Here is a 16,827-nt window from a genome sequence, read left to right as displayed (position 1 = left end):
CATCGTAGAGCTCTACGTTCTCAAGGTCAGTGCTATCTGAAGAACCGTAGAAGAGAAGAGCGCTCGCTTGCGCGAGCTCATCGTCTGCGGGGTACAGCCGTCATCAAAGGTCAGCGTGTAATGGCGAAGCAGATCGGTCCGCAGGTCCGGCAGCTCGACATGCGCACCGCTCGTCCTATCGAGAAGAAGGCCGATGCGGAACTGCTCACCCCTGAGCATAGGGCGTGGCGGACCGGGGTCCTGCAACGCGCCGGCTATAGATGCCAGTGGATCGAGGATGGTCGTCGCTGCATCAAGTCGGCACCTCATGACAGGCTCATCGCGGACCACATCATCGAACGCAAGGATGGTGGAGCCCCCCTCGATCCAGCCAATGGTCAGTGCCTCTGCGTCGCCCACAACACCCTCAAGGGCATCAGGGCACGCGACGCAAGGATGAGATGACCGGGGGGGGGGGGTCTCGATCTCTGGGTCGATCCGGGGGTCCAACCGCTCGGGGCTCATGTTCATGAAATTTTTTCTGCCGCCCTCAAAATCCGGCTGATTTGCCGAAAGTGACCGAAAAAGCATGGCAAAACGAGGAAGGCCAGCATGGAAGCCGACCACGGCCATCAGGCGCACGGTCGAGGAGATGCGGTCCTGCGGCGAGAGTGAAGCCACGATCGCGCGGTCGCTCGGCATCGATGCGGACACCCTCCGCAAGCATTGCGCAGATGAACTCGACAATGGTTTCTCCCACCGCCGGCGCGAGGTGATCGGGCTGCTCTACAAGAGCGCGCGCAGCGGGAACGTGACGGCACAGAAGCGCCTCGAGGAGATGACCCGGCTCGCCGGCGCCGCGGTTGAGTTCGAAGAGAAATCGAAGCAGCCTGGTGCCACTGAGGCGCCGGTCGCTCCATCGCGCGCCACCAAGCGGGGCAAGAAGGAAGTCCAGCGGGACGAAGCGTTCAGCGCCGGCACCAATTCGGAATGGGGTGAGGATCTCGCACCGATCCCGGGCACGAAACCGAACTGATGCTGCAATGGTCGACGGCGTGTCTCGACTGGGAGACCCGCATCATCGCCGGCCGGAGCCTCATCCCGGATGGCCTGCCTATCGATGTGGCGCGCGCCGAGAAGGCGCTGCGCATCTTCAAGCGGTTGAAGGTGAAGGACATCATTGGCAAGCCGACCTTGGGCGAGGTCTGTCCGCAGTGGATATTCGATCTCGTCTGGGTGGTCTTCGGTGCCCACGACAGTGTAGCTGGCCGCCAGCTGATCCGGGAATTCCTGGTGCTGATCAGCAAGAAGAACGCGAAATCGACGATCGCGGCCGGCATCATGGTCACCGCGCTGATCATGAACCTCCGCGCGATGGGGGAATATCTCATCCTGGCGCCGACGAAGGACGTCGCCGACAACAGTTTCCTGCCGGCTCACGGCATGATCACCGAGGACAACGCGCTCTTCAAGCGCTTCAAGCCTAGCGATTCCACCCGGGAAATCACCAACCGGCTCGACGGCTCCGTCCTGGCGGTGAAATCAGCCGACGCCGATGTCGTTGGCGGGCAGAAGGCGATCAGCTCCTTCGTCGACGAGCTCTGGCTCTTCGGCAAGAAGGCCTCATCGGCAAACGTGCTGTCGGAAGTCACCGGTTCGCAGGCATCAAGGCCGGAAGGCTTCACGATCTACGCGACGACGCAAAGCGATGACCCTCCGACCGGGGTCTTCAGTCAGAAATTGCTCTACCACCGCGGCATTCGCGACGGGAAGATCGACGATCCGACCTCGCTGCCTCTGATCTATGAATATCCGGACGCCATGGCCAAGGCGCAGGCCTGGCGCGATCCTAAGACCTGGCACATCCCGAACCCGAGTCTCGGTTACTCCGTCGATCTTCAGTGGTTGACCACCGAACTGAAGAAGAAGGAGCTCGAGGGGACCGCCTCGCTCAGCCTCTTCGTTTCGAAGCATTTCAACATCGAGGCCGGTCTTGGGCTGAAGTCCGGCAGCTGGGCCGGTGCCGAATTCTGGCTCGGCAACCCTAAAACCGGCGCATCAAACGTCGACAAGACGCTCACGCTGCAGGAGCTGATCCGGCGATCCGAAGTCATCACGATCGGGATTGACGGTGGCGGCCTCGACGACTTGCTTGGCCTCGCCGTCCTCGGCCGCGAGATCGGGACCGGCAAGCTGTTGCTTTGGACGCATGCCTGGGCGCACGAGATCGTGAAACAGCGCCGCACCGAAATCGCGTCCAAGCTCGACGAGCTCGCCGATCTGAAAGAACTCACCTTCGTCAAGCTGCCTGGCGAGGATGTCTACGAACTCGCCGACCACGTCATCGAGGTCGAGGCCTCCGGGTTGCTGGCATCGGAAAACGCGATCGGCGTCGACTCCTTCGGCGTTGCCGCGATCACGAAGGCTCTGACTGGGCAGCATCCGAAAACCGGTGAGAACAGTCCGATCGATAAGGATCGGATCATCGGCATCCCGCAGGGTTGGAAGCTGAATGGTGCCATCAAGGATACCGAGCGGGATCTCGCCGGCGGTGTCATCGTCCACAATGGCGGCGCCCTGATGAATTTCGCTGTCGGCAACGCGAAGACCGTTCAGCACGGCAACGCCGTCTCGATCGACAAACAGGTCTCAGGATCCGCCAAGATCGATCCGCTGATGGCGGTACTACACGCGAAGGTGCTGATGGGGCTCAATCCGCAGTCATCACGGTCCGTCTACGATCAGCTGGCAGATCGAGACGACGAAACAGACGCCGAAACTGAGCCAACGCGTGCCGAAGAGGCGGCGATCCTCGCCGATCACCGGCATCCGCGCTGGCAAGAGATGCGGGAGCGCTACGAACAGCGGCTCGCCGACGCAGATCAGGATTTTGACCAGTATGCTTGAAGGTTTCCGCAACGCCATGGCGCAAGGGATCTCGATCCTCGCGCAGCGCGTTTCGACGGAACCGCGCTGGCCGAACCAGCGGCGCGTCCCCTCGACACCGCGGACGCTGGCCGGCGTTCTCATCACTCCGGATTCCGCGCTGACGATCCCAGCGGTCTGGGCCTGCTTCAGGTTCCTCACCCAGACTGTTGCCGTGCTGCCCTGGCATGCACTGAAGGATGGCGGTAACGGTGCCGAGATCCAGGCCAAGAACCCGGTCGACTGGCTGCTCTACAAGCGGCCGAACCCGGAATGGTCGTCGTTCCAGTTCCGGGAGACGATGCTTCACTGGGCGCTGCGCTGGGGCAACGGATACGCCGAGATCGAGCGCGACCAGCTCGGCCGCCCGTTCGCGCTGTGGCCGATCCATCCTGATCGCGTCAAGGTCTGCCGTGACCCCGACACCGGCATCCTCTTCTACGAGGTCAGCAACGGGCCTGGTGGCGGCGACGGCATCGAGATCGAAGCCGCCGATATGTTCCACCTCCGCGGCTTCGGCGAAGGCGTTGTTGGCGTCAATGTCATCGACTACGCGGCACAATCGCTTGGCTGGGCGAAGGCCGCGCAGATGTTTGGTGCCTCATTCTTTGGCAACGGGGCGACCCCGACGACGGTTGTCAAGAACAAGAAGGGACTCTCCCCGAAGGGGCTGGAGAAGCAGCGCGCCGAGTTCGAGCAGCTCTACAAGGGGCCGTACCGGGCGAACAAGACGGCGTTTCTCGACAACGACGCCGATATCTCGACGATCGGGCTGAACGCGGAACAGACGCAGCTGCTGGAGACGCACCAATTCCTCGTCGAGGAGATCTGCCGCTGGTTCGGGGTGCCGCCGCACAAGATCATGCATCTGCTGCGGGCAACATTCTCGAACATCGAGCATCAGGCGATCGAGGTCGTCGTCGACAGCATCACGCCATGGGCGAAGCGCTTCGAGGATGAGGCCGATTTCAAGCTGTTCGGCCAGAACCGCCAGGGGCTCTACACCAAGATGAACGTCAATGCCCTGCTGCGCGGCGACATGAAGTCCCGCATGGAATTCTACAAGGGCATGCAGTACGTCGGGGCCTACTCGCCGAACAAGATCCTGGAGCTCGAGGACGAGAACACGCTTGGTCCCGACGGCGATATCCATGTGATGCAGTCGCAGTTCACGACACTCGACAAGATCGGTGAGACCCCTCCTCCGCCGATCGGTCACAACGGCGGACCGCCGCTCGATCAGCCGGTCCCCGACCAGGCCGCTGCGGATGCCATGGCCGATTTCAACCGGATCCTGGCATCGGAGCCCGCTCATGTCTAAGGCGCCGATCCAGAACCGGGCGATCACCCCGCCGCCGGAGAAGCCGCAAACGAACCCGTTCGCCGATATCTGGACGGGAATGAAGGGTCTCGCCGGCCGCCTCGTCGCGCTCGAACAGCGGCTTCCGCGCGACGGTCGCGACGGCCTGCCCGGTATCGCCGGCGCCGTCGGTCCGCAGGGTGAGCGTGGTCTCCCCGGCGATCGTGGTGATGCTGGTCCACAGGGTGCCGTGGGTCCAATCGGGGCCCAGGGCGAGCCCGGACCGCGCGGCGAAGCTGGACCGCAAGGAATCGACGGCCGCCAAGGCGACCAGGGTCTACCCGGACCAAAGGGCGATATCGGCCCGGCAGGTCCACAAGGCGCCGCTGGCAACGATGGGCTGCCCGGTCCCTCCGGCGAGCATGGCCAGATTGGCCCTGTCGGCGAGCGCGGCGAACCCGGTCCTCGCGGCGAACAGGGCGCCCCCGGTATTGATGGCGCCATTGGCCCGCGTGGTGAGCCCGGCGAGATAGGCCCGCGTGGCGAGCGTGGTGACGCCGGCCCCCAGGGTGTCGAGGGTGCCCGCGGCGAGCCCGGCGCCATCGGCCCCGCCGGTGAGATCGGTCCAGAAGGTCCGCGCGGCGCCACCGGTGAACGCGGTGACGCTGGCCGTGACGGTCGCGACGGCATCGCTGGCCGTTCCATCGTATCGAGCCTGATCGACGACGAAAGCCGCCTCGTTCTCACCTACACGGATGGCAGCAAGGAAATCGTCGGCACCGTTGTTGGACCCGAAGGTCGGCAAGGTCCGCAGGGTATGCCTGGCGAGGCCGGCCAAGCTGGTGAGCGCGGCGATATCGGCCCACCAGGACCTCAAGGCCTCGCCGGCGCTCGCGGTCTGAAAGGCGACCGCGGTGAGGCCGGCGAGCCAGGCCCGGCTGGTCCGGCAATCGCGTTCGACGGATCCGAACCGGCGGGCCTCACCGCCAAGGATATCGGAAATCTCCGCTTTATCTCCGTCGTCGACGCCGCCGGCGTCGAGCACCGCCTTCTCACCATCGACTGAGGGAGCCACCATGCCTGTCAAGAATCGCGCCGGCGTGAAGACGCCGGAGGGCTACCGCATGATCAACAGGGGCGGCGGCCGCGGCGAAATCTTCCTCTACGGCCCGATCGGCCAGGACTTCTGGGGCGACGGCATCTCGGCCAAGATCTTCGCCGACGATCTGAAGGCGCTTGGCGCCGTCACCACGATCGACGTCCGGATCAACTCCGAAGGTGGCGACGTCTTCGATGGCAAGGCGATGTACACGCTGCTGAACGGCCATGCCGCCAAGATCATCGTGCATGTCGATGGGCTGGCGGCTTCTGCGGCGTCGTTCATCGCGATGGCCGGCGACGAAATCGAGATCGCCGAGGGCGCCTTCATCATGATCCATGACTGCACCGGCGGCTGCTACGGCCGCGCCGAGGACATGCGGTCCTATGCCAGCCTGCTCGACGCCGCCAACGGCTCAGTCGTCGACGTCTACGTCTCCCGCACCGGCAATGACGCCGCGACGGTGAAGAAGTGGATGAAGGATGAAACCTGGATGAGCGGCAAGGATGCTGTCGCCAACAAGTTCGCTGACCGCATGGTCGGCAATCTCAAGGTCGCCGCCTCCGTGAAGCGGCCCGCCATGTTCAAGAATCTTCCCGTCGCCCTGCGCCCCCGCCGCAACGCCGCGGTGGCAGCACTGGCAGCGCTGGCCAAGTAGATCCTCGGCGAAAGCCGGTGGTGCCCGCATTGCGCCTTGGGCAAGCGTTTCAATGCGGCGCAGCCGCTGTTCCCCAAACGATAGGAGAATGTAATGACCAAGCACATTGTGCGGGCCAGCAGTGGCTTGCTCGCCCTCGGCGCCGCGTTTGTCGGCGCCGCCTACTTCGGCCCGATCCTGATGGATGCCGCCTCGGCGCTCGCCGCGCTCGAGGATCGTCGTCTCGAGATGTTCAACGCCTCCCAGGCGCTGATCGATGCAGCCGACACCGACGAGGTCGATCTTTCCGACGAGGATCTCGCCACGATCGAGACCAACCGTGTCGAAATCGAGAAGCTCGACAAACAGATAAACGCCCGCAAGGCGCTGGCGCCGCAGGGTGCCGGGCGTCGTTCCACCGCAGAACCACAGAACCGTGGTGCCGGCGGCGGCAATGGCGGTCGCACCGTCATCCCGGCGCAGCCGCGCCTAGACAACGCGAAACACGGCTTCCAGTCGTTCGGCGCCTTCGCCCAGACGGTCATGCAGCACTACAAGCAGATCGACAACGACAGCGTCACCAAGCTGCGCAACGTCGCCACGACCTATGGCGGTGAAGGCGTCGGTACCGATGGCGGCTTCCTGGTGCCTCCATCGTTCTCGACCGAGATCTGGCAGAAGGTGCAGGCGGAAGAAAACCTGCTGAACCGCTGCACCCCGCTCGTCACCGATGGCAACTCGATGATGATCCCGAAGGACGAGACCACCCCCTGGCAGACCTCCGGTGGCGTCCAGGTCTACTGGGAAGGTGAAGCCCAGGCGCCGTCGGCTTCCAAGCCTGCCTTCGAAATGGGTGCCCTGCGTCTCTCCAAGCTAATGGCATTGGTGCCGATCAGCGACGAACTGCTGTCCGACGCCTCCGGTCTGGAATCCTGGCTGCGCGCCAAGGCGCCTGGCAAGATGGCGGCGAAGCTCAACACAGCGATCATCGCCGGCACCGGTGTCGGCCAGCCGCTTGGCATCATCCCCGGCTATTCGGCAGTCGGCGCTTCGGTCATCCAGGTTTCGAAGGCGACTTCGCAGCCGGCCGATACCATCTGGATGGCCAATATCGAGGCCATGCATGCCCGCATGTACGCGCCGTGGCGCCGCAATGGTGTCTGGCTGATCAACCAGGATTTGGAACCGCAGCTCGCCGGCATGGCATTCCAGGCCAGCGGGGCAACCTCGCTGCTGCCTGGCACCAATCCGGTTCCGGCCTATCTGCCGCCGGGCGGCCTGTCGGCGTCGGCGTATGGCACCCTCAAGGGCCGTCCCGTTGTTCCGATCGAGGCATGTTCCGCCATCGGCGATCTCGGCGACATCATCTTCGCCGATTTCAACCAGTATTGGGCTCTGACCAAATCGGGCGGCATCCAGTCCGACACCTCGATCCATCTCTATTTCGACCAGGCGTTGACCGCGTTCCGCTTCATCTTCCGCGTCAACGGTCAGCCCGCATGGTCGAGCACGATCACCCGCCAGAACGGCGGCAACGACCTCTCCTGGGCCGTCGCCCTGCAGGCGCGCTGATAGCGCCAGAACGCCGGCCGGAATGATCCGGCCGGTTTTCCCCGCAACACGGCGCCGCCACGGCGCACAACTCTGAGAAAGCCAAGCACATGTTCAACCAGCACGCTGCGGAGCAGTTCAATTTCGCCCAGGGCTTCCTGCCCGTGGCGATGAACACTGCCGCCAACACCGCCGACGTCGTCAGCCTGAAGGGCTACGGCGGCTGCCTCATCATCCTCTACAAGGCTGTCGGCACCGCCGGCGACGATCCCACCGTTACCCTCCTGCAGGGCACCGACGTCGCCTTCGGCACCAACAAGGCGCTGAACATCACCCGCGTCGACAAGAAGCAGGCCGCCACGAACCTGCTGGCGGTCGGCACCTACACGAAATCGACGTCGGACGTGCCGGCGACGCATGACACCTTCTCGACCAACACCTGGACCAACAGCGATCTCGCGGAACAGGCCGCCATCGTGCTGATCGACGTCAAGGCCGAGATGCTCGACGCCAATGGCGGCTATGACTGCATCCGCGCCTCGGTCGGCGATGTCGGCACCAACGCGCAGCTCGGCTGCGTGCTCTACATGCTCTACGACCCGAAGAACCAGAAAGAGACCCTGGAATCGGCGATCGTCGATTGATCTGACATCCACCGCAATGCGCCCCGGCGATGAGCCGGGGCCGTACTTCCCCCAATGGAGCGCAAGATGAAGATCAAGTTCACCGCCAAGCCGCTCGGCCGGCCGGAATTCAAGATCGGCCAGGAGCTCGAGTTCCACGGCCGCGACGAGGCCTATGGCCGCAAATACATCGATCGCGGCTGGGCCGAGGATATCACTCCGCCGGTATCCGTTACGGAGGTGCAATCGACCGAAGCTGACGAAGCCGCCGCCGCTGCGGCCGCTGAGGCCGCCAGGCTGCAGGCCGAAGCCGACAAGCTCAAGGCCCGCTCCGAGGTCGTTATCCCGGACGATGTCGCCGAACTGTCGTTCGTTGACCTTCGCGCGCTAGCCGTCCAGCTGACCGACGAGCCGATCCGAAGCAAGGATGACGCCATCAAGGCGATCGAGATCGAAGCGAACCGCCGCGCCTCGTAAGCCTGATGAGCGTGGAATACTGGGCGCCGGACCGTTCGCTTGAAGGGCAGACCGTCGTTCTCATCGGTGGCGGTCCCTCTCACGCGGAAATCGATCTCGCGCTGCTCAAGGGCCACCGCTTCGCCGCGATCAACAGCGGGTGCCGCAAGGTCCGCCCGATCGCGACGGCCAAGGATATCCTCTACTTCACCGACAACTCTTGGTGCGAGCAGCATGGCGATCTGATCGAGGGCTGGCCGGGTCCGGTCATCTGCGCGAACCGCCATTCCAAGAACCGGCTCGGCGACAGGATCCGCTGCATCGACATCAATGATCTGACGGCGCGCATCGGCGGGCTCTCCCATCATGTGCAGGCCTCCAGCGGACACATCCTGTCCTGCCTGTTGCAGCTCATGGGTGCCGCACGGCTCATCCTGACGGGGTTCGATTGCCGCGTCGTCGACGGCCGCACCCATGGGCACAACGACTACAACAGCCTCAATGATCTGCCTGTCTTCGAAGGTCAGTTCATGCCTGGCTGGCAGGCCCTGGCTCTGCTGCTCGATATCGAGATCATCAACGCGACGCCGGGCAGCGCGATCCCATGCTTCCCGTTCCGGTCGCTGGAAGATTGTCTGACCTGGCGGCCGATGGGTGAGGCACCGTATGACGGCTCGCCGATCCGGTCGCGCGAGACCGACTATCCCTACCGCGAGAAGGTCGTGGTCTGGACGGGGCGGCCCGAACGCTTCTGGGGTGCCGCCGACGGCAACGACCTGGTGCTCTACAGGCCCATGGAATGGATGCCGGCATGATCCACCCGCTGGCGCATATCGATGCTTCCATAGTCGAAATCGGTGAAGGCACCAAGATCTGGCAGTTCGCCAGCGTGATCCGCGGTGCACGCATCGGCAAGGATTGCATCATCGGCGCCAGCGCGCAGATCGATGGCGCCTCGATCGGCAACGACTGCCACATCCAGAACGGTGTCTCGATCCCGCATGGTGTCGATATCGGCGACAGTGTTTTCGTCGGGCCTGGCGCGGTATTCTGCAACGACATGTGGCCGGATGCCACCAAGGACGGGATCGATCACGAGGTGATCGCCGCCGGCTGCACGATCCGCGTCGAGGATGGGGCCTCGATCGGCGCCAATGCGACCATCTTGCCGGGCGTCATCATCGGGGCCGGCGCCTTTGTCGCCGCCGGCGCGGTGGTGACTAAGAACGTGCCGCCGAACATGGTCTGGCGGCGCAATGGCTGGACCGGTGCTTTCCCGGATGGCTACCGGTCGCGGCGGATGAGGCTCTGTAAATGAAGAAACGGGTCAAGGACTGGAACCCCGTCAACGCCAGTGAGTCCGAGATTAGACAAGCGTGCTGGGATCTTGCCGCGCGGAAATCTTGCGGTGGCTTCGTCTCGGAGGCCTATGCAGAACAGGTTTGGTGGGATGCCGGCGGTGTCGTCGACAGCGAAATAGCGGCACAGGTTGCGGCCAATCGGCAAGCAGTTGTGATCTCGTCGGCACGTGTCGCTTTCAACGAGATACTGAGGGGCATGTAAGCCACATGCTGACCGTCGCCTGTGTCTTCTGGGACGCCAACGAGGCGTCGTTCGAATTCAGCCGGTGCTACACCGAGGAGTGGGTGGAGCGGCTCCATCGCGGTTTCACCCGCAATCTGACGGTGCCGTTTCGCTTCGTCTGCTTCACCGAACGGCAGCGCGAGTTCTCGGCCGGCATCGAGCAGGAGCTGACAGGGGAGAGAATCCCTGATTACGGCACCCTGATCGATCCTTACCTCCTCGGCGAACCGATGATCCTGGTCGGCCTCGATACCGTGGTCACCGGCAACTGTGATGCCATGGCGGAGTACGCGCTGACCTCGGACACCATTGCGCTGCCGCGCGACCCCTATGCGCCTCACCGCGCCTGCACCGGGGTCCAGTTGGTCCCGGCTGGCAACGACGGCGTCTGGTGGTCCTATCAAGGCGGCGACGACATGGAGCACATGCGGAAACAGCCGCACGTCTTCATCGACGACGTCTTTCCGGGCCAGGCCGAGTCATACAAGGGCTGCGTCCGTGATCACGGACTCGGCGCCACCCGGATCGTTTACTTCCACGGCCGGCCAAAGATGGATGAACTCGATGAGCCATGGATTTCGGAGCATTGGAGGTAACGATGGCCGGTCTTGATGGCTCCGAACTGGTCGAGGTGATCAAGAACGGCGTGAAGATCCTCGTCCAGCTGCGCGACCTCTCCAACCGTGTCCGCATCATCGAGCATGAGGGTACCTCGCGGAAGGTGCGGATCTCCGATGGAGGTGCCCGCATCCGCATGATGAACGACGGCGCCAGTTCGGTCGTCATCCCGACGGATGCAGATGGCAGTTTCGAGGACGGCGCTCCGAATGCATTCGAGGTCGAGCAGGCCGGTGCCGGGGCGGTGACCATCCTGTTTGCCGCCGGGGTCACCGTCGATACGGCTGAAACTTTGGTGACCGCGAAGCAATTCGCGGTGCTGTATCTCGTCCGCGTCGGTGCCAACCATTGGCATTGTTCCGGCTACCAGGTCGCCGCCTAAATGCGCGGTCCCGGCGCCATCGCCAGCGCGGCGAATATCGGTGCGGGCGGGGGTGGTGCGCCATATGTGGCGCAGGCTGTGCATTTCGATGGCTCGGCCCAACTGGTCAGCAGCGCTCCCTTGGCTGGAATTTCGACGCCAAGCAGAGGCATATTATCTGTTTGGTGGAAGACGGCTGAGACCGGGAGTGATTTCCGTTTTCTGGCGACGAATGCCGGATACAACTTCGAACTGGATTGGCCCTTCGACCCCAATCTCGTGGCGCAGGACATGATCCTGAACCTCAATGACGCCGACTTCACCAACCAGTTCAGTTTCTTCCCGAACACATCATTCTTGTACCCGCTCTCTGGGTGGATGAATCTGCTTATCGCATGGGATACGAATTTTCCAGCCGGGCAAAAGCTATTCGAATGTGCGGTTAATGGCGCGCTGATAGACCATTCAGTCCTGACCGTGAACGACGCCCACGACGCTTTCGATGTCGACTATAGCGGCATATTCACGGCGTTCGGAAACGCCGCTGACGGGTACATCCCGAAGGGTGACGTCGTGGATTTCTATTTCGCACCGGGGCAGTACCTGGACCTTACCGACCCGGCGAAAATCGCCAAATTTGTGGAGGCTGACGGCAAGCCGGTCTTTCTTGGCAGCGATGGTTCTATACCGACTGGAACAGCACCGGCGATCTTCTTTTCGGGGGATGCCAGCAGTTTCGCGACCAACAAAGGAACAGGCGGCGCTTTCACGCCGACCGGCTCTCTCACCAACGCCTCAACCAGCCCGAGCGACTGATGAAATCCCTCCTGACCATCACGACGCCGGCGACGGATCTGACGCTGCTGACGCTCGACGAGATGCGCGCCGCCACCAATGTCACCGGCAACGGTCAGGACGCCACGCTTCGCTCTATGGAAAGGCGCGTCGCCGCCGCGATCATGTCGGAGTGTGGCATCGCCATCGGCGCGGGATCGCCACCAACGTTGCATCGCGAAACCGTGACGCAGACCTTCCGGCAGGATTTCGGGTTCTACGACTTCCCCGACGCGCTGATCCTGGCGCGCCGGCATGACGTCGAGATCGCGAGCCTTGTCGAAGATACCGAAACCGTGGTCGACACCGATTATCTCGTCGATCCGGAATCGGGGCTGGTATCCAGACTGCGCATCGACCAGCCGACGGTGTGGATCGCCAGGAAGATCGTGGTCACCTACGCCGCCGGCTTCGCCACGATCCCCGAGGATCTGAAGCAGGCCGCGACGGACTTCATGCGACTGCTCTGGTTCGAGCGGAAACGTGATCCCTCTCTGAAATCCGAGGTCGTTCTCATTCCGGATGTCCGGCGCGTCGAGCAAACCTATTGGGTGGGTTCCGTGCCCGGGCAATCGACCGAGGGGCCGGTCCCCGACGTCGTCGCCGGCCAGCTCACCCGTTTCCGCAACACGATGGGGGCATGATGGATAACCCGGGTACGTTCAACCTTGGCGATCTCACGATCACCACGGCGCAGACCTTGATCGGTGATGCCATCATCGAACTCGACGGCATGCAGTCCGCGTTGCTGCAGCTGCGGCTCGCCTATGGCTCCGGTGGCAGCACGATCCGCGCCTATGTGCAATGTTCCGCCGATCAGGCCACGACCTGGTACGACGTCGCCTGCGTCCTGTTCGGCACCGCATCCGAGGTCGCGCTGCTCAACCTCTCCGCGCTGACACCGAAGACGACACAGGTGACGCCAACCGACGGCGCACTGGCCGACGACACCGCCGTCGACGGCCTCATCACCGACCGCATGCGGCTCAAGGTGGTGTCGACAGGCACCTATGCGGGCAGCACGGTGCTTTCCGCGAGAATGGTGGCGCGGTGACCGATCCGGACTCGCTCATCGCCGACCTCGACGCCGCGCTGCTCGATGCCGGCGAGGATGTTGTGCTGCGTCGACTGACACTGGGCCCGAACTCGACCCAGATCCCGTTCGATGCCGATGTCCGCGCTTCGATCCGGCCGCTGAAGGCGGAAGAACTGGTCGGTCAGATCGATCAGACATGGTCGCGCGTCATCCTGAGCCCGACCGATGTCAACCTGGCGCAGTTCAGGCTGCCAATTCGCAAGGATGATAAGATCGTGCAGGCCGGCAAGGTACGCAACGTCGAGTTCCCGAAGCATATCCGGGTGCAGAACGTCGTGGTCCGCATCGAACTGATGGTTGGTGGGTGATGGCGGACGTTGTCGATCTTTCGGCGCGGCGCCCGCTCAAGGTGGCTTTCCTCGAAGGCATCGAGATGGAGCGCATCGAGGCGCCCGAGGGGCCATTCACTGTGACCATCTCCTCGAAAGACGGCAAGATGTTCGAAGTGGAGTTCCCCGATTATACCGGCGTGCTGCCCGAGAGCGCGTGCATAATGGGCACGACCGGCTGCAGCGAGGTTTTGGCGAACTTGCTGGCCGGCTCCTTGCGAACCTTTCTGGGCGCCCGCTGATGGCCCGCTTCGACACCTTCGAACGCGACCTGAAGCTTGCCACGGCCGGCATGGAGCCAGCCGCGATCAGTGCGGCGCTGGCCAAGTTTGCGCGCGCCGAGCTCGCCAAAGCCATTGCAGCGGGTGCATCGCCGCAGTACACGCGCTTCGTCAACAGCGTTGAAGGAGCGGCCGAAGAGACGGTCCAGGTCCCGGGCTCCATCCTCTACGTGTTTTCGAACTGGCCTCTGGTGATCAACGCGGCCAAGGCCGAGTTGGTGAAGCGCAGCCCGCGTCGGACCGGAAGGTATGCGGGGTCATTCATGGTCATCGTCGGCGGGCGCACAGTGGCGACGGATTTTTCGAAGCTGCGGCCGGATGCGGAGGTCATCATCTTCAACCCCTACCCATCCACTCGCAAGATCGAAACCGGCTACAACGGCCCGGGGAGACGTCATTTCGATGCCGCCAAGAACGCTCTCAGCGCGCGTTTCGGCGCCGCATTCAAGATCGAGATGAAGTATGTGGAGGTGCCCGGCGGCATATCTCCGCTGGCGCCGTACCGCCTCAAGCGGACGACCAAACGCCGTGCCGCTGGTACCGCGCTGACCTATCCAGCCCTCGTGATCAACGCGCTCTGATGTCCAGCCTCACCACCTACGACACCATCGAGCAGTATCTCACCGCTCAATGGACGACGACGCCGCTGATCTTCGAGAACATGCCCGACGATCTCCCCGACGATCCCGCCCATTTCGTCTTCGTCGAGATCTTCGGCGATTTCTTCGATCAGGCGTCGATCGGTGCGGAGACGCGTTCCGCAAACCTATGGCGCGAGGTTGGCCAGCTCTACCTGAACGTCATGACCAGGAACAACATCGGCACCCGGAAGGCGCGTGAGCTCGCCGGACAGCTGATCGATCTCTTCCGGGGCATGGAGATCGGAACGGTGATCTTCCGTGAGGCTTCGCTCGGTGCCGGTGAAGCCGGAAAATACAAGGCGAACTACTACGCCATGACCGCAACCATCAACTGGCAAAGGGACGAATGACCATGCTCAAGGTTCTGAAAGCGTTCAACACGCGGGTCCAGCGCTTCAAGGCCGGCGACGAGATCCCCGACGACACCGATCTCTCGCCGCATCCCGTGGGCGGTCTCACCGAACGCGGCTTCCTGCAGGCGCCGTCAGCGCCGAAGTCTGCGAAATCCAAGCAGGCCGAAATGCCAGCCGAGCAAGCCTAAACCTTCAGGCTCATCGACCACATACCATCCGCCAAAGCCAGCGCCGACATTCTGGCATCTTCGTCCATGGTCAGCATTAGCCGGCCAAACTCGATCTCGGCTTCGGTCGCTTCGGCGTGCTCGATACAATATTCGAGATGATGATCTTCGATGTTCATGTCGTCGACCACGATGTGAAAAGCGCCGTAGTTGTCGATCTCTTTGGCCATGGCAGCGGCGACCATGACTAAGCCAGAGAAAATCTTCGGCTCGCCCGCTTCTTTATAGCACCCGTAGCACATCGTCTTAGTCCTGAATTGTCGGTCTCTGGATCGGCAATATAGCCGAGAAACGCTGCCGCGTCTCGACCATCCACGCAACCGATCAACCACCGCCCGGCCTGACCGCGGCGCTCTTTGCCATGGAGAAATGTCATGTCGGACGCAAACAGAGTTCGCGTGTCCTCGGTCCGCGAGGTCACGCTCGGAACGACACCAAATACACCCCGGATGCGCACCGTGCGCCTCAAGGGCGAGACGCTTCGCTTCGCGCCGGCCTTCGTCAATTCTGAGGAGATCCGGTCGGACCGCATGAATTCGGATCCGATCAAGGTCAACGAGATGAACGACGGTCCGATCAACGGTGAGCTTTCCTGGCCACCGAATGGCTCGCCGTTCTCGGACTGGCTGGAATCGTTGTTCTGCAGCACCTGGGACAACACGCCGTTCCGTGACAACGACGGCACCGCTGATAGTGTCATCACCGGGCTCGCCACTTCGGGCACCGTGGCCACCGTCACGACTGGCGATGCCTTCGTTGCCGGCCAACTGGTGCGGTTCAGCGATTTTGGCGTCGCCGGCAACAATGGCGTCTTCAAGTGCACGACCGGGTCCGCGACGGTTCCCGCATTTGTCGGCTCGGGCATCACCGATGAAGCCGCCCCGCCAGCGGCAGCACGCATGAAGGTGGTTGGCTTCCAGGGCGCCTCTGGCGATATCGCCGCGGCCGCCAGCAGCCTGACGTCGGCATCGCTCGACTTCACCACGCTCGGCCTCAACGTCGGCGGATGGCTGAAGCTTGGCGGCACCGCAACGATCGACAAGTTCGCCACAGCGGTCTGCAATGGTTGGGCTCGCATCACGGCGATCGCCGCGCATGCGATCACCCTCGACAATCTGCCGACGGGCTGGACGACCGATGCGGGCACCTCGAAGACGATCAAGGTCTGGTTCGGCGACCAGCTGAAGAACGGTCTTCTCACGCTGGGTAACACGCTGGAACGCGGTTTCATGGACCAGACGGTTCCAACCTACATCGCGCAGCGCGGCATGGTGGTCGATCAGGGCGTCTTCAACTTCGTCAAGGAGCAGGTCACCACCTGGACGATGACCTTCGCCGGCATGACCGGCACCCAGGATACCACCTCGCTGGATGCCTCCCCCGATGCGGCGACAACCAATGCGATCATGTCGGCGGCGGTCAATGTCGGCCGCATCGCGGAGAACGGGACGCCGGTCGGTGGTCCGAACTTCATCGAATCGTCCGTCATCACCATCAAGAACAATTTGCGCATGATCGGTGGCATCCGGTCCGACGGTCTTGTCGGCGCCGAGGACATCGGAAAGGGCTCCGTCGACGTCACCGTCACCATGGGCACCTATTTCGGCTCCAACGCATTGCTGGCGAAGCTCTTCGCCGGGACGGCAACCAACATCAACATCCGCACCGCCAAGAACAGCCAGGCGATGGTGTTTGCGGCGCCGCGTCTCACCTACACCGACGGGCAGGCCAACGCGACGGCGAAGAACACCGATACGAAATTGCCTCTCACAAGCATGGCGTCGATCGACACGTTGACGAACGCGACAATTCTGCTCGATCGCCTGGAATATTTTGAGGCCTGAGACTGAATCCCGTCCGACAACGGGACATAGCTTGCGCGCAAAGGCGGCGGGTTTTTGTCGGGCCCGCCGCCACACCTCCCGACAAAGGA

At 62.9% G+C, this 16,827-nt stretch carries 25 protein-coding genes; 22 read left to right on the top strand and 3 right to left on the bottom strand.

Features of this window, described 5'->3' with window-relative positions; all coding sequences use genetic code 11:
- Positions 1-120 precede the first annotated feature (120 nt).
- From C8D77_RS01120 to C8D77_RS01105, 4 genes are all read left to right on the top strand, one after another.
- Positions 121-444 carry an HNH endonuclease signature motif containing protein gene (locus C8D77_RS01120; protein WP_109658763.1) on the top strand — a complete coding sequence of 108 codons (324 nt, stop codon included), beginning with the start codon at positions 121-123 and terminating at the stop codon, positions 442-444.
- A 124-nt stretch (positions 445-568) separates the two neighbouring features.
- Positions 569-1,015, top strand: a complete 447-nt coding sequence (locus C8D77_RS01115; protein ID WP_109658762.1) for a hypothetical protein — start codon at positions 569-571, stop codon at positions 1,013-1,015.
- Positions 1,015-2,886, top strand: coding sequence for a terminase large subunit domain-containing protein (locus C8D77_RS01110; RefSeq protein ID WP_215732033.1), 1,872 nt, complete (start codon positions 1,015-1,017; stop codon positions 2,884-2,886). Before C8D77_RS01115 ends, C8D77_RS01110 begins: the two co-directional genes overlap by 1 nt.
- Positions 2,879-4,225 carry a phage portal protein gene (locus C8D77_RS01105; RefSeq protein ID WP_109658761.1) on the top strand — a complete coding sequence of 449 codons (1,347 nt, stop codon included), beginning with the start codon at positions 2,879-2,881 and terminating at the stop codon, positions 4,223-4,225. The genes C8D77_RS01110 and C8D77_RS01105 overlap by 8 nt, the downstream gene beginning before the upstream one ends.
- Here the strand turns inward: C8D77_RS01105 and C8D77_RS38015 are convergent.
- Positions 4,188-4,529 (bottom strand): hypothetical protein, encoded by a 342-nt coding sequence (locus tag C8D77_RS38015; protein WP_215732032.1) that lies wholly within the window; start codon positions 4,527-4,529, stop codon positions 4,188-4,190. The genes C8D77_RS01105 and C8D77_RS38015 overlap by 38 nt on opposite strands.
- Positions 4,530-4,541: 12 nt before the next feature.
- Positions 4,542-5,291, bottom strand: coding sequence for a hypothetical protein (locus C8D77_RS38010; RefSeq protein ID WP_215732031.1), 750 nt, complete (start codon positions 5,289-5,291; stop codon positions 4,542-4,544).
- On the opposite strand from C8D77_RS38010, the gene C8D77_RS01095 reads away from it, so the two are divergent.
- The 17 genes from C8D77_RS01095 (at position 5,281) to C8D77_RS01015 (ending at position 14,855) form a co-directional block, all read left to right on the top strand.
- Positions 5,281-5,961 carry a head maturation protease, ClpP-related gene (locus tag C8D77_RS01095; RefSeq protein WP_109658759.1) on the top strand — a complete coding sequence of 227 codons (681 nt, stop codon included), beginning with the start codon at positions 5,281-5,283 and terminating at the stop codon, positions 5,959-5,961. The two genes, C8D77_RS38010 and C8D77_RS01095, sit on opposite strands and share 11 nt — an antisense overlap.
- A 93-nt stretch (positions 5,962-6,054) precedes the next feature.
- The gene (locus C8D77_RS01090; protein WP_109658758.1) at positions 6,055-7,512 is read left to right on the top strand and encodes a phage major capsid protein; all 1,458 of its coding nucleotides are present in this window, start codon (positions 6,055-6,057) and stop codon (positions 7,510-7,512) included.
- An 89-nt stretch (positions 7,513-7,601) separates the two neighbouring features.
- Positions 7,602-8,135 carry a hypothetical protein gene (locus C8D77_RS01085; RefSeq protein ID WP_109658757.1) on the top strand — a complete coding sequence of 178 codons (534 nt, stop codon included), beginning with the start codon at positions 7,602-7,604 and terminating at the stop codon, positions 8,133-8,135.
- A 66-nt stretch (positions 8,136-8,201) separates the two neighbouring features.
- Complete coding sequence (locus C8D77_RS01080) at positions 8,202-8,591, top strand: hypothetical protein (protein WP_146211747.1); 390 nt, start codon at positions 8,202-8,204, stop codon at positions 8,589-8,591.
- A 5-nt stretch (positions 8,592-8,596) separates the two neighbouring features.
- Positions 8,597-9,385 carry a hypothetical protein gene (locus tag C8D77_RS01075; RefSeq protein WP_109658755.1) on the top strand — a complete coding sequence of 263 codons (789 nt, stop codon included), beginning with the start codon at positions 8,597-8,599 and terminating at the stop codon, positions 9,383-9,385.
- Entirely contained in the window at positions 9,382-9,888 is a 507-nt protein-coding gene (locus C8D77_RS38780) for a DapH/DapD/GlmU-related protein (RefSeq protein ID WP_109661133.1), read from the top strand. The genes C8D77_RS01075 and C8D77_RS38780 overlap by 4 nt, the downstream gene beginning before the upstream one ends.
- Positions 9,885-10,133 carry a hypothetical protein gene (locus C8D77_RS01065; protein WP_109658754.1) on the top strand — a complete coding sequence of 83 codons (249 nt, stop codon included), beginning with the start codon at positions 9,885-9,887 and terminating at the stop codon, positions 10,131-10,133. The genes C8D77_RS38780 and C8D77_RS01065 overlap by 4 nt, the downstream gene beginning before the upstream one ends.
- A 5-nt stretch (positions 10,134-10,138) precedes the next feature.
- Positions 10,139-10,750 (top strand): hypothetical protein, encoded by a 612-nt coding sequence (locus C8D77_RS01060; RefSeq protein WP_109658753.1) that lies wholly within the window; start codon positions 10,139-10,141, stop codon positions 10,748-10,750.
- Positions 10,751-10,752: 2 nt separating this feature from the next.
- Complete coding sequence (locus tag C8D77_RS01055; protein WP_109658752.1) at positions 10,753-11,154, top strand: hypothetical protein; 402 nt, start codon at positions 10,753-10,755, stop codon at positions 11,152-11,154.
- Positions 11,155-11,949, top strand: coding sequence for a hypothetical protein (locus tag C8D77_RS01050; protein WP_109658751.1), 795 nt, complete (start codon positions 11,155-11,157; stop codon positions 11,947-11,949). It begins immediately after the preceding gene.
- A complete protein-coding gene (locus C8D77_RS01045) occupies positions 11,949-12,611 on the top strand; it encodes a hypothetical protein (protein ID WP_109658750.1) in 663 nt (220 codons plus the stop codon). Before C8D77_RS01050 ends, C8D77_RS01045 begins: the two co-directional genes overlap by 1 nt.
- Positions 12,608-13,021, top strand: a complete 414-nt coding sequence (locus tag C8D77_RS01040; protein WP_146211746.1) for a hypothetical protein — start codon at positions 12,608-12,610, stop codon at positions 13,019-13,021. Before C8D77_RS01045 ends, C8D77_RS01040 begins: the two co-directional genes overlap by 4 nt.
- Entirely contained in the window at positions 13,018-13,371 is a 354-nt protein-coding gene (locus C8D77_RS01035) for a hypothetical protein (RefSeq protein ID WP_109658748.1), read from the top strand. The genes C8D77_RS01040 and C8D77_RS01035 overlap by 4 nt, the downstream gene beginning before the upstream one ends.
- A complete protein-coding gene (locus C8D77_RS01030) occupies positions 13,371-13,634 on the top strand; it encodes a hypothetical protein (protein ID WP_109658747.1) in 264 nt (87 codons plus the stop codon). The genes C8D77_RS01035 and C8D77_RS01030 overlap by 1 nt, the downstream gene beginning before the upstream one ends.
- On the top strand, positions 13,634-14,254 hold the full coding sequence (locus C8D77_RS01025; RefSeq protein WP_109658746.1) for a hypothetical protein: 621 nt from the start codon (positions 13,634-13,636) through the stop codon (positions 14,252-14,254). The genes C8D77_RS01030 and C8D77_RS01025 overlap by 1 nt, the downstream gene beginning before the upstream one ends.
- The gene (locus C8D77_RS01020) at positions 14,254-14,664 is read left to right on the top strand and encodes a hypothetical protein (protein WP_109658745.1); all 411 of its coding nucleotides are present in this window, start codon (positions 14,254-14,256) and stop codon (positions 14,662-14,664) included. Before C8D77_RS01025 ends, C8D77_RS01020 begins: the two co-directional genes overlap by 1 nt.
- Positions 14,661-14,855: a hypothetical protein gene (locus C8D77_RS01015; RefSeq protein ID WP_109658744.1), complete on the top strand. Its 195-nt coding sequence runs from the start codon at positions 14,661-14,663 to the stop codon at positions 14,853-14,855. Before C8D77_RS01020 ends, C8D77_RS01015 begins: the two co-directional genes overlap by 4 nt.
- Here C8D77_RS01015 and C8D77_RS01010 read toward each other — a convergent pair.
- Positions 14,852-15,136 carry a hypothetical protein gene (locus C8D77_RS01010; protein WP_146211745.1) on the bottom strand — a complete coding sequence of 95 codons (285 nt, stop codon included), beginning with the start codon at positions 15,134-15,136 and terminating at the stop codon, positions 14,852-14,854. The two genes, C8D77_RS01015 and C8D77_RS01010, sit on opposite strands and share 4 nt — an antisense overlap.
- A gap of 132 nt (positions 15,137-15,268) precedes the next feature.
- Here C8D77_RS01010 and C8D77_RS01005 point away from each other — a divergent pair, with 132 nt between their 5' ends.
- Positions 15,269-16,738, top strand: coding sequence for a phage tail tube protein (locus C8D77_RS01005; protein ID WP_109658742.1), 1,470 nt, complete (start codon positions 15,269-15,271; stop codon positions 16,736-16,738).
- Positions 16,739-16,827 lie beyond the last annotated feature (89 nt).

The sequence above is a fragment of the Mesorhizobium loti genome, assembly GCF_003148495.1.
Taxonomy (GTDB): Bacteria; Pseudomonadota; Alphaproteobacteria; order Rhizobiales; family Rhizobiaceae; genus Mesorhizobium; species Mesorhizobium loti.
Note: the sequence above shows the minus strand (reverse complement) of the source record. Positions and strands in the feature narration are given on the sequence as shown.

What these genes read in the sequence shown, in the direction of transcription:
- C8D77_RS01005 (WP_109658742.1), top strand. Translation starts at nt 15,269, where the DNA reads ATGTCGGACGCAAACAGAGTTCGCGTGTCCTCGGTCCGCGAGGTCACG.
- C8D77_RS01090 (WP_109658758.1), top strand. Translation starts at nt 6,055, where the DNA reads ATGACCAAGCACATTGTGCGGGCCAGCAGTGGCTTGCTCGCCCTCGGC.
- C8D77_RS01110 (WP_215732033.1), top strand. Translation starts at nt 1,015, where the DNA reads ATGCTGCAATGGTCGACGGCGTGTCTCGACTGGGAGACCCGCATCATC.
- C8D77_RS01075 (WP_109658755.1), top strand. Translation starts at nt 8,597, where the DNA reads ATGAGCGTGGAATACTGGGCGCCGGACCGTTCGCTTGAAGGGCAGACC.
- C8D77_RS01020 (WP_109658745.1), top strand. Translation starts at nt 14,254, where the DNA reads ATGTCCAGCCTCACCACCTACGACACCATCGAGCAGTATCTCACCGCT.
- C8D77_RS01065 (WP_109658754.1), top strand. Translation starts at nt 9,885, where the DNA reads ATGAAGAAACGGGTCAAGGACTGGAACCCCGTCAACGCCAGTGAGTCC.
- C8D77_RS01080 (WP_146211747.1), top strand. Translation starts at nt 8,202, where the DNA reads ATGAAGATCAAGTTCACCGCCAAGCCGCTCGGCCGGCCGGAATTCAAG.
- C8D77_RS01095 (WP_109658759.1), top strand. Translation starts at nt 5,281, where the DNA reads ATGCCTGTCAAGAATCGCGCCGGCGTGAAGACGCCGGAGGGCTACCGC.
- C8D77_RS01025 (WP_109658746.1), top strand. Translation starts at nt 13,634, where the DNA reads ATGGCCCGCTTCGACACCTTCGAACGCGACCTGAAGCTTGCCACGGCC.
- C8D77_RS01120 (WP_109658763.1), top strand. Translation starts at nt 121, where the DNA reads ATGGCGAAGCAGATCGGTCCGCAGGTCCGGCAGCTCGACATGCGCACC.
- C8D77_RS01015 (WP_109658744.1), top strand. Translation starts at nt 14,661, where the DNA reads ATGACCATGCTCAAGGTTCTGAAAGCGTTCAACACGCGGGTCCAGCGC.
- C8D77_RS01050 (WP_109658751.1), top strand. Translation starts at nt 11,155, where the DNA reads ATGCGCGGTCCCGGCGCCATCGCCAGCGCGGCGAATATCGGTGCGGGC.
- C8D77_RS01045 (WP_109658750.1), top strand. Translation starts at nt 11,949, where the DNA reads ATGAAATCCCTCCTGACCATCACGACGCCGGCGACGGATCTGACGCTG.
- C8D77_RS01085 (WP_109658757.1), top strand. Translation starts at nt 7,602, where the DNA reads ATGTTCAACCAGCACGCTGCGGAGCAGTTCAATTTCGCCCAGGGCTTC.
- C8D77_RS01060 (WP_109658753.1), top strand. Translation starts at nt 10,139, where the DNA reads ATGCTGACCGTCGCCTGTGTCTTCTGGGACGCCAACGAGGCGTCGTTC.
- C8D77_RS01040 (WP_146211746.1), top strand. Translation starts at nt 12,608, where the DNA reads ATGATGGATAACCCGGGTACGTTCAACCTTGGCGATCTCACGATCACC.
- C8D77_RS38780 (WP_109661133.1), top strand. Translation starts at nt 9,382, where the DNA reads ATGATCCACCCGCTGGCGCATATCGATGCTTCCATAGTCGAAATCGGT.
- C8D77_RS01105 (WP_109658761.1), top strand. Translation starts at nt 2,879, where the DNA reads ATGCTTGAAGGTTTCCGCAACGCCATGGCGCAAGGGATCTCGATCCTC.
- C8D77_RS01010 (WP_146211745.1), bottom strand. Translation starts at nt 15,136, where the DNA reads ATGTGCTACGGGTGCTATAAAGAAGCGGGCGAGCCGAAGATTTTCTCT.
- C8D77_RS01055 (WP_109658752.1), top strand. Translation starts at nt 10,753, where the DNA reads ATGGCCGGTCTTGATGGCTCCGAACTGGTCGAGGTGATCAAGAACGGC.
- C8D77_RS01115 (WP_109658762.1), top strand. Translation starts at nt 569, where the DNA reads ATGGCAAAACGAGGAAGGCCAGCATGGAAGCCGACCACGGCCATCAGG.
- C8D77_RS01030 (WP_109658747.1), top strand. Translation starts at nt 13,371, where the DNA reads ATGGCGGACGTTGTCGATCTTTCGGCGCGGCGCCCGCTCAAGGTGGCT.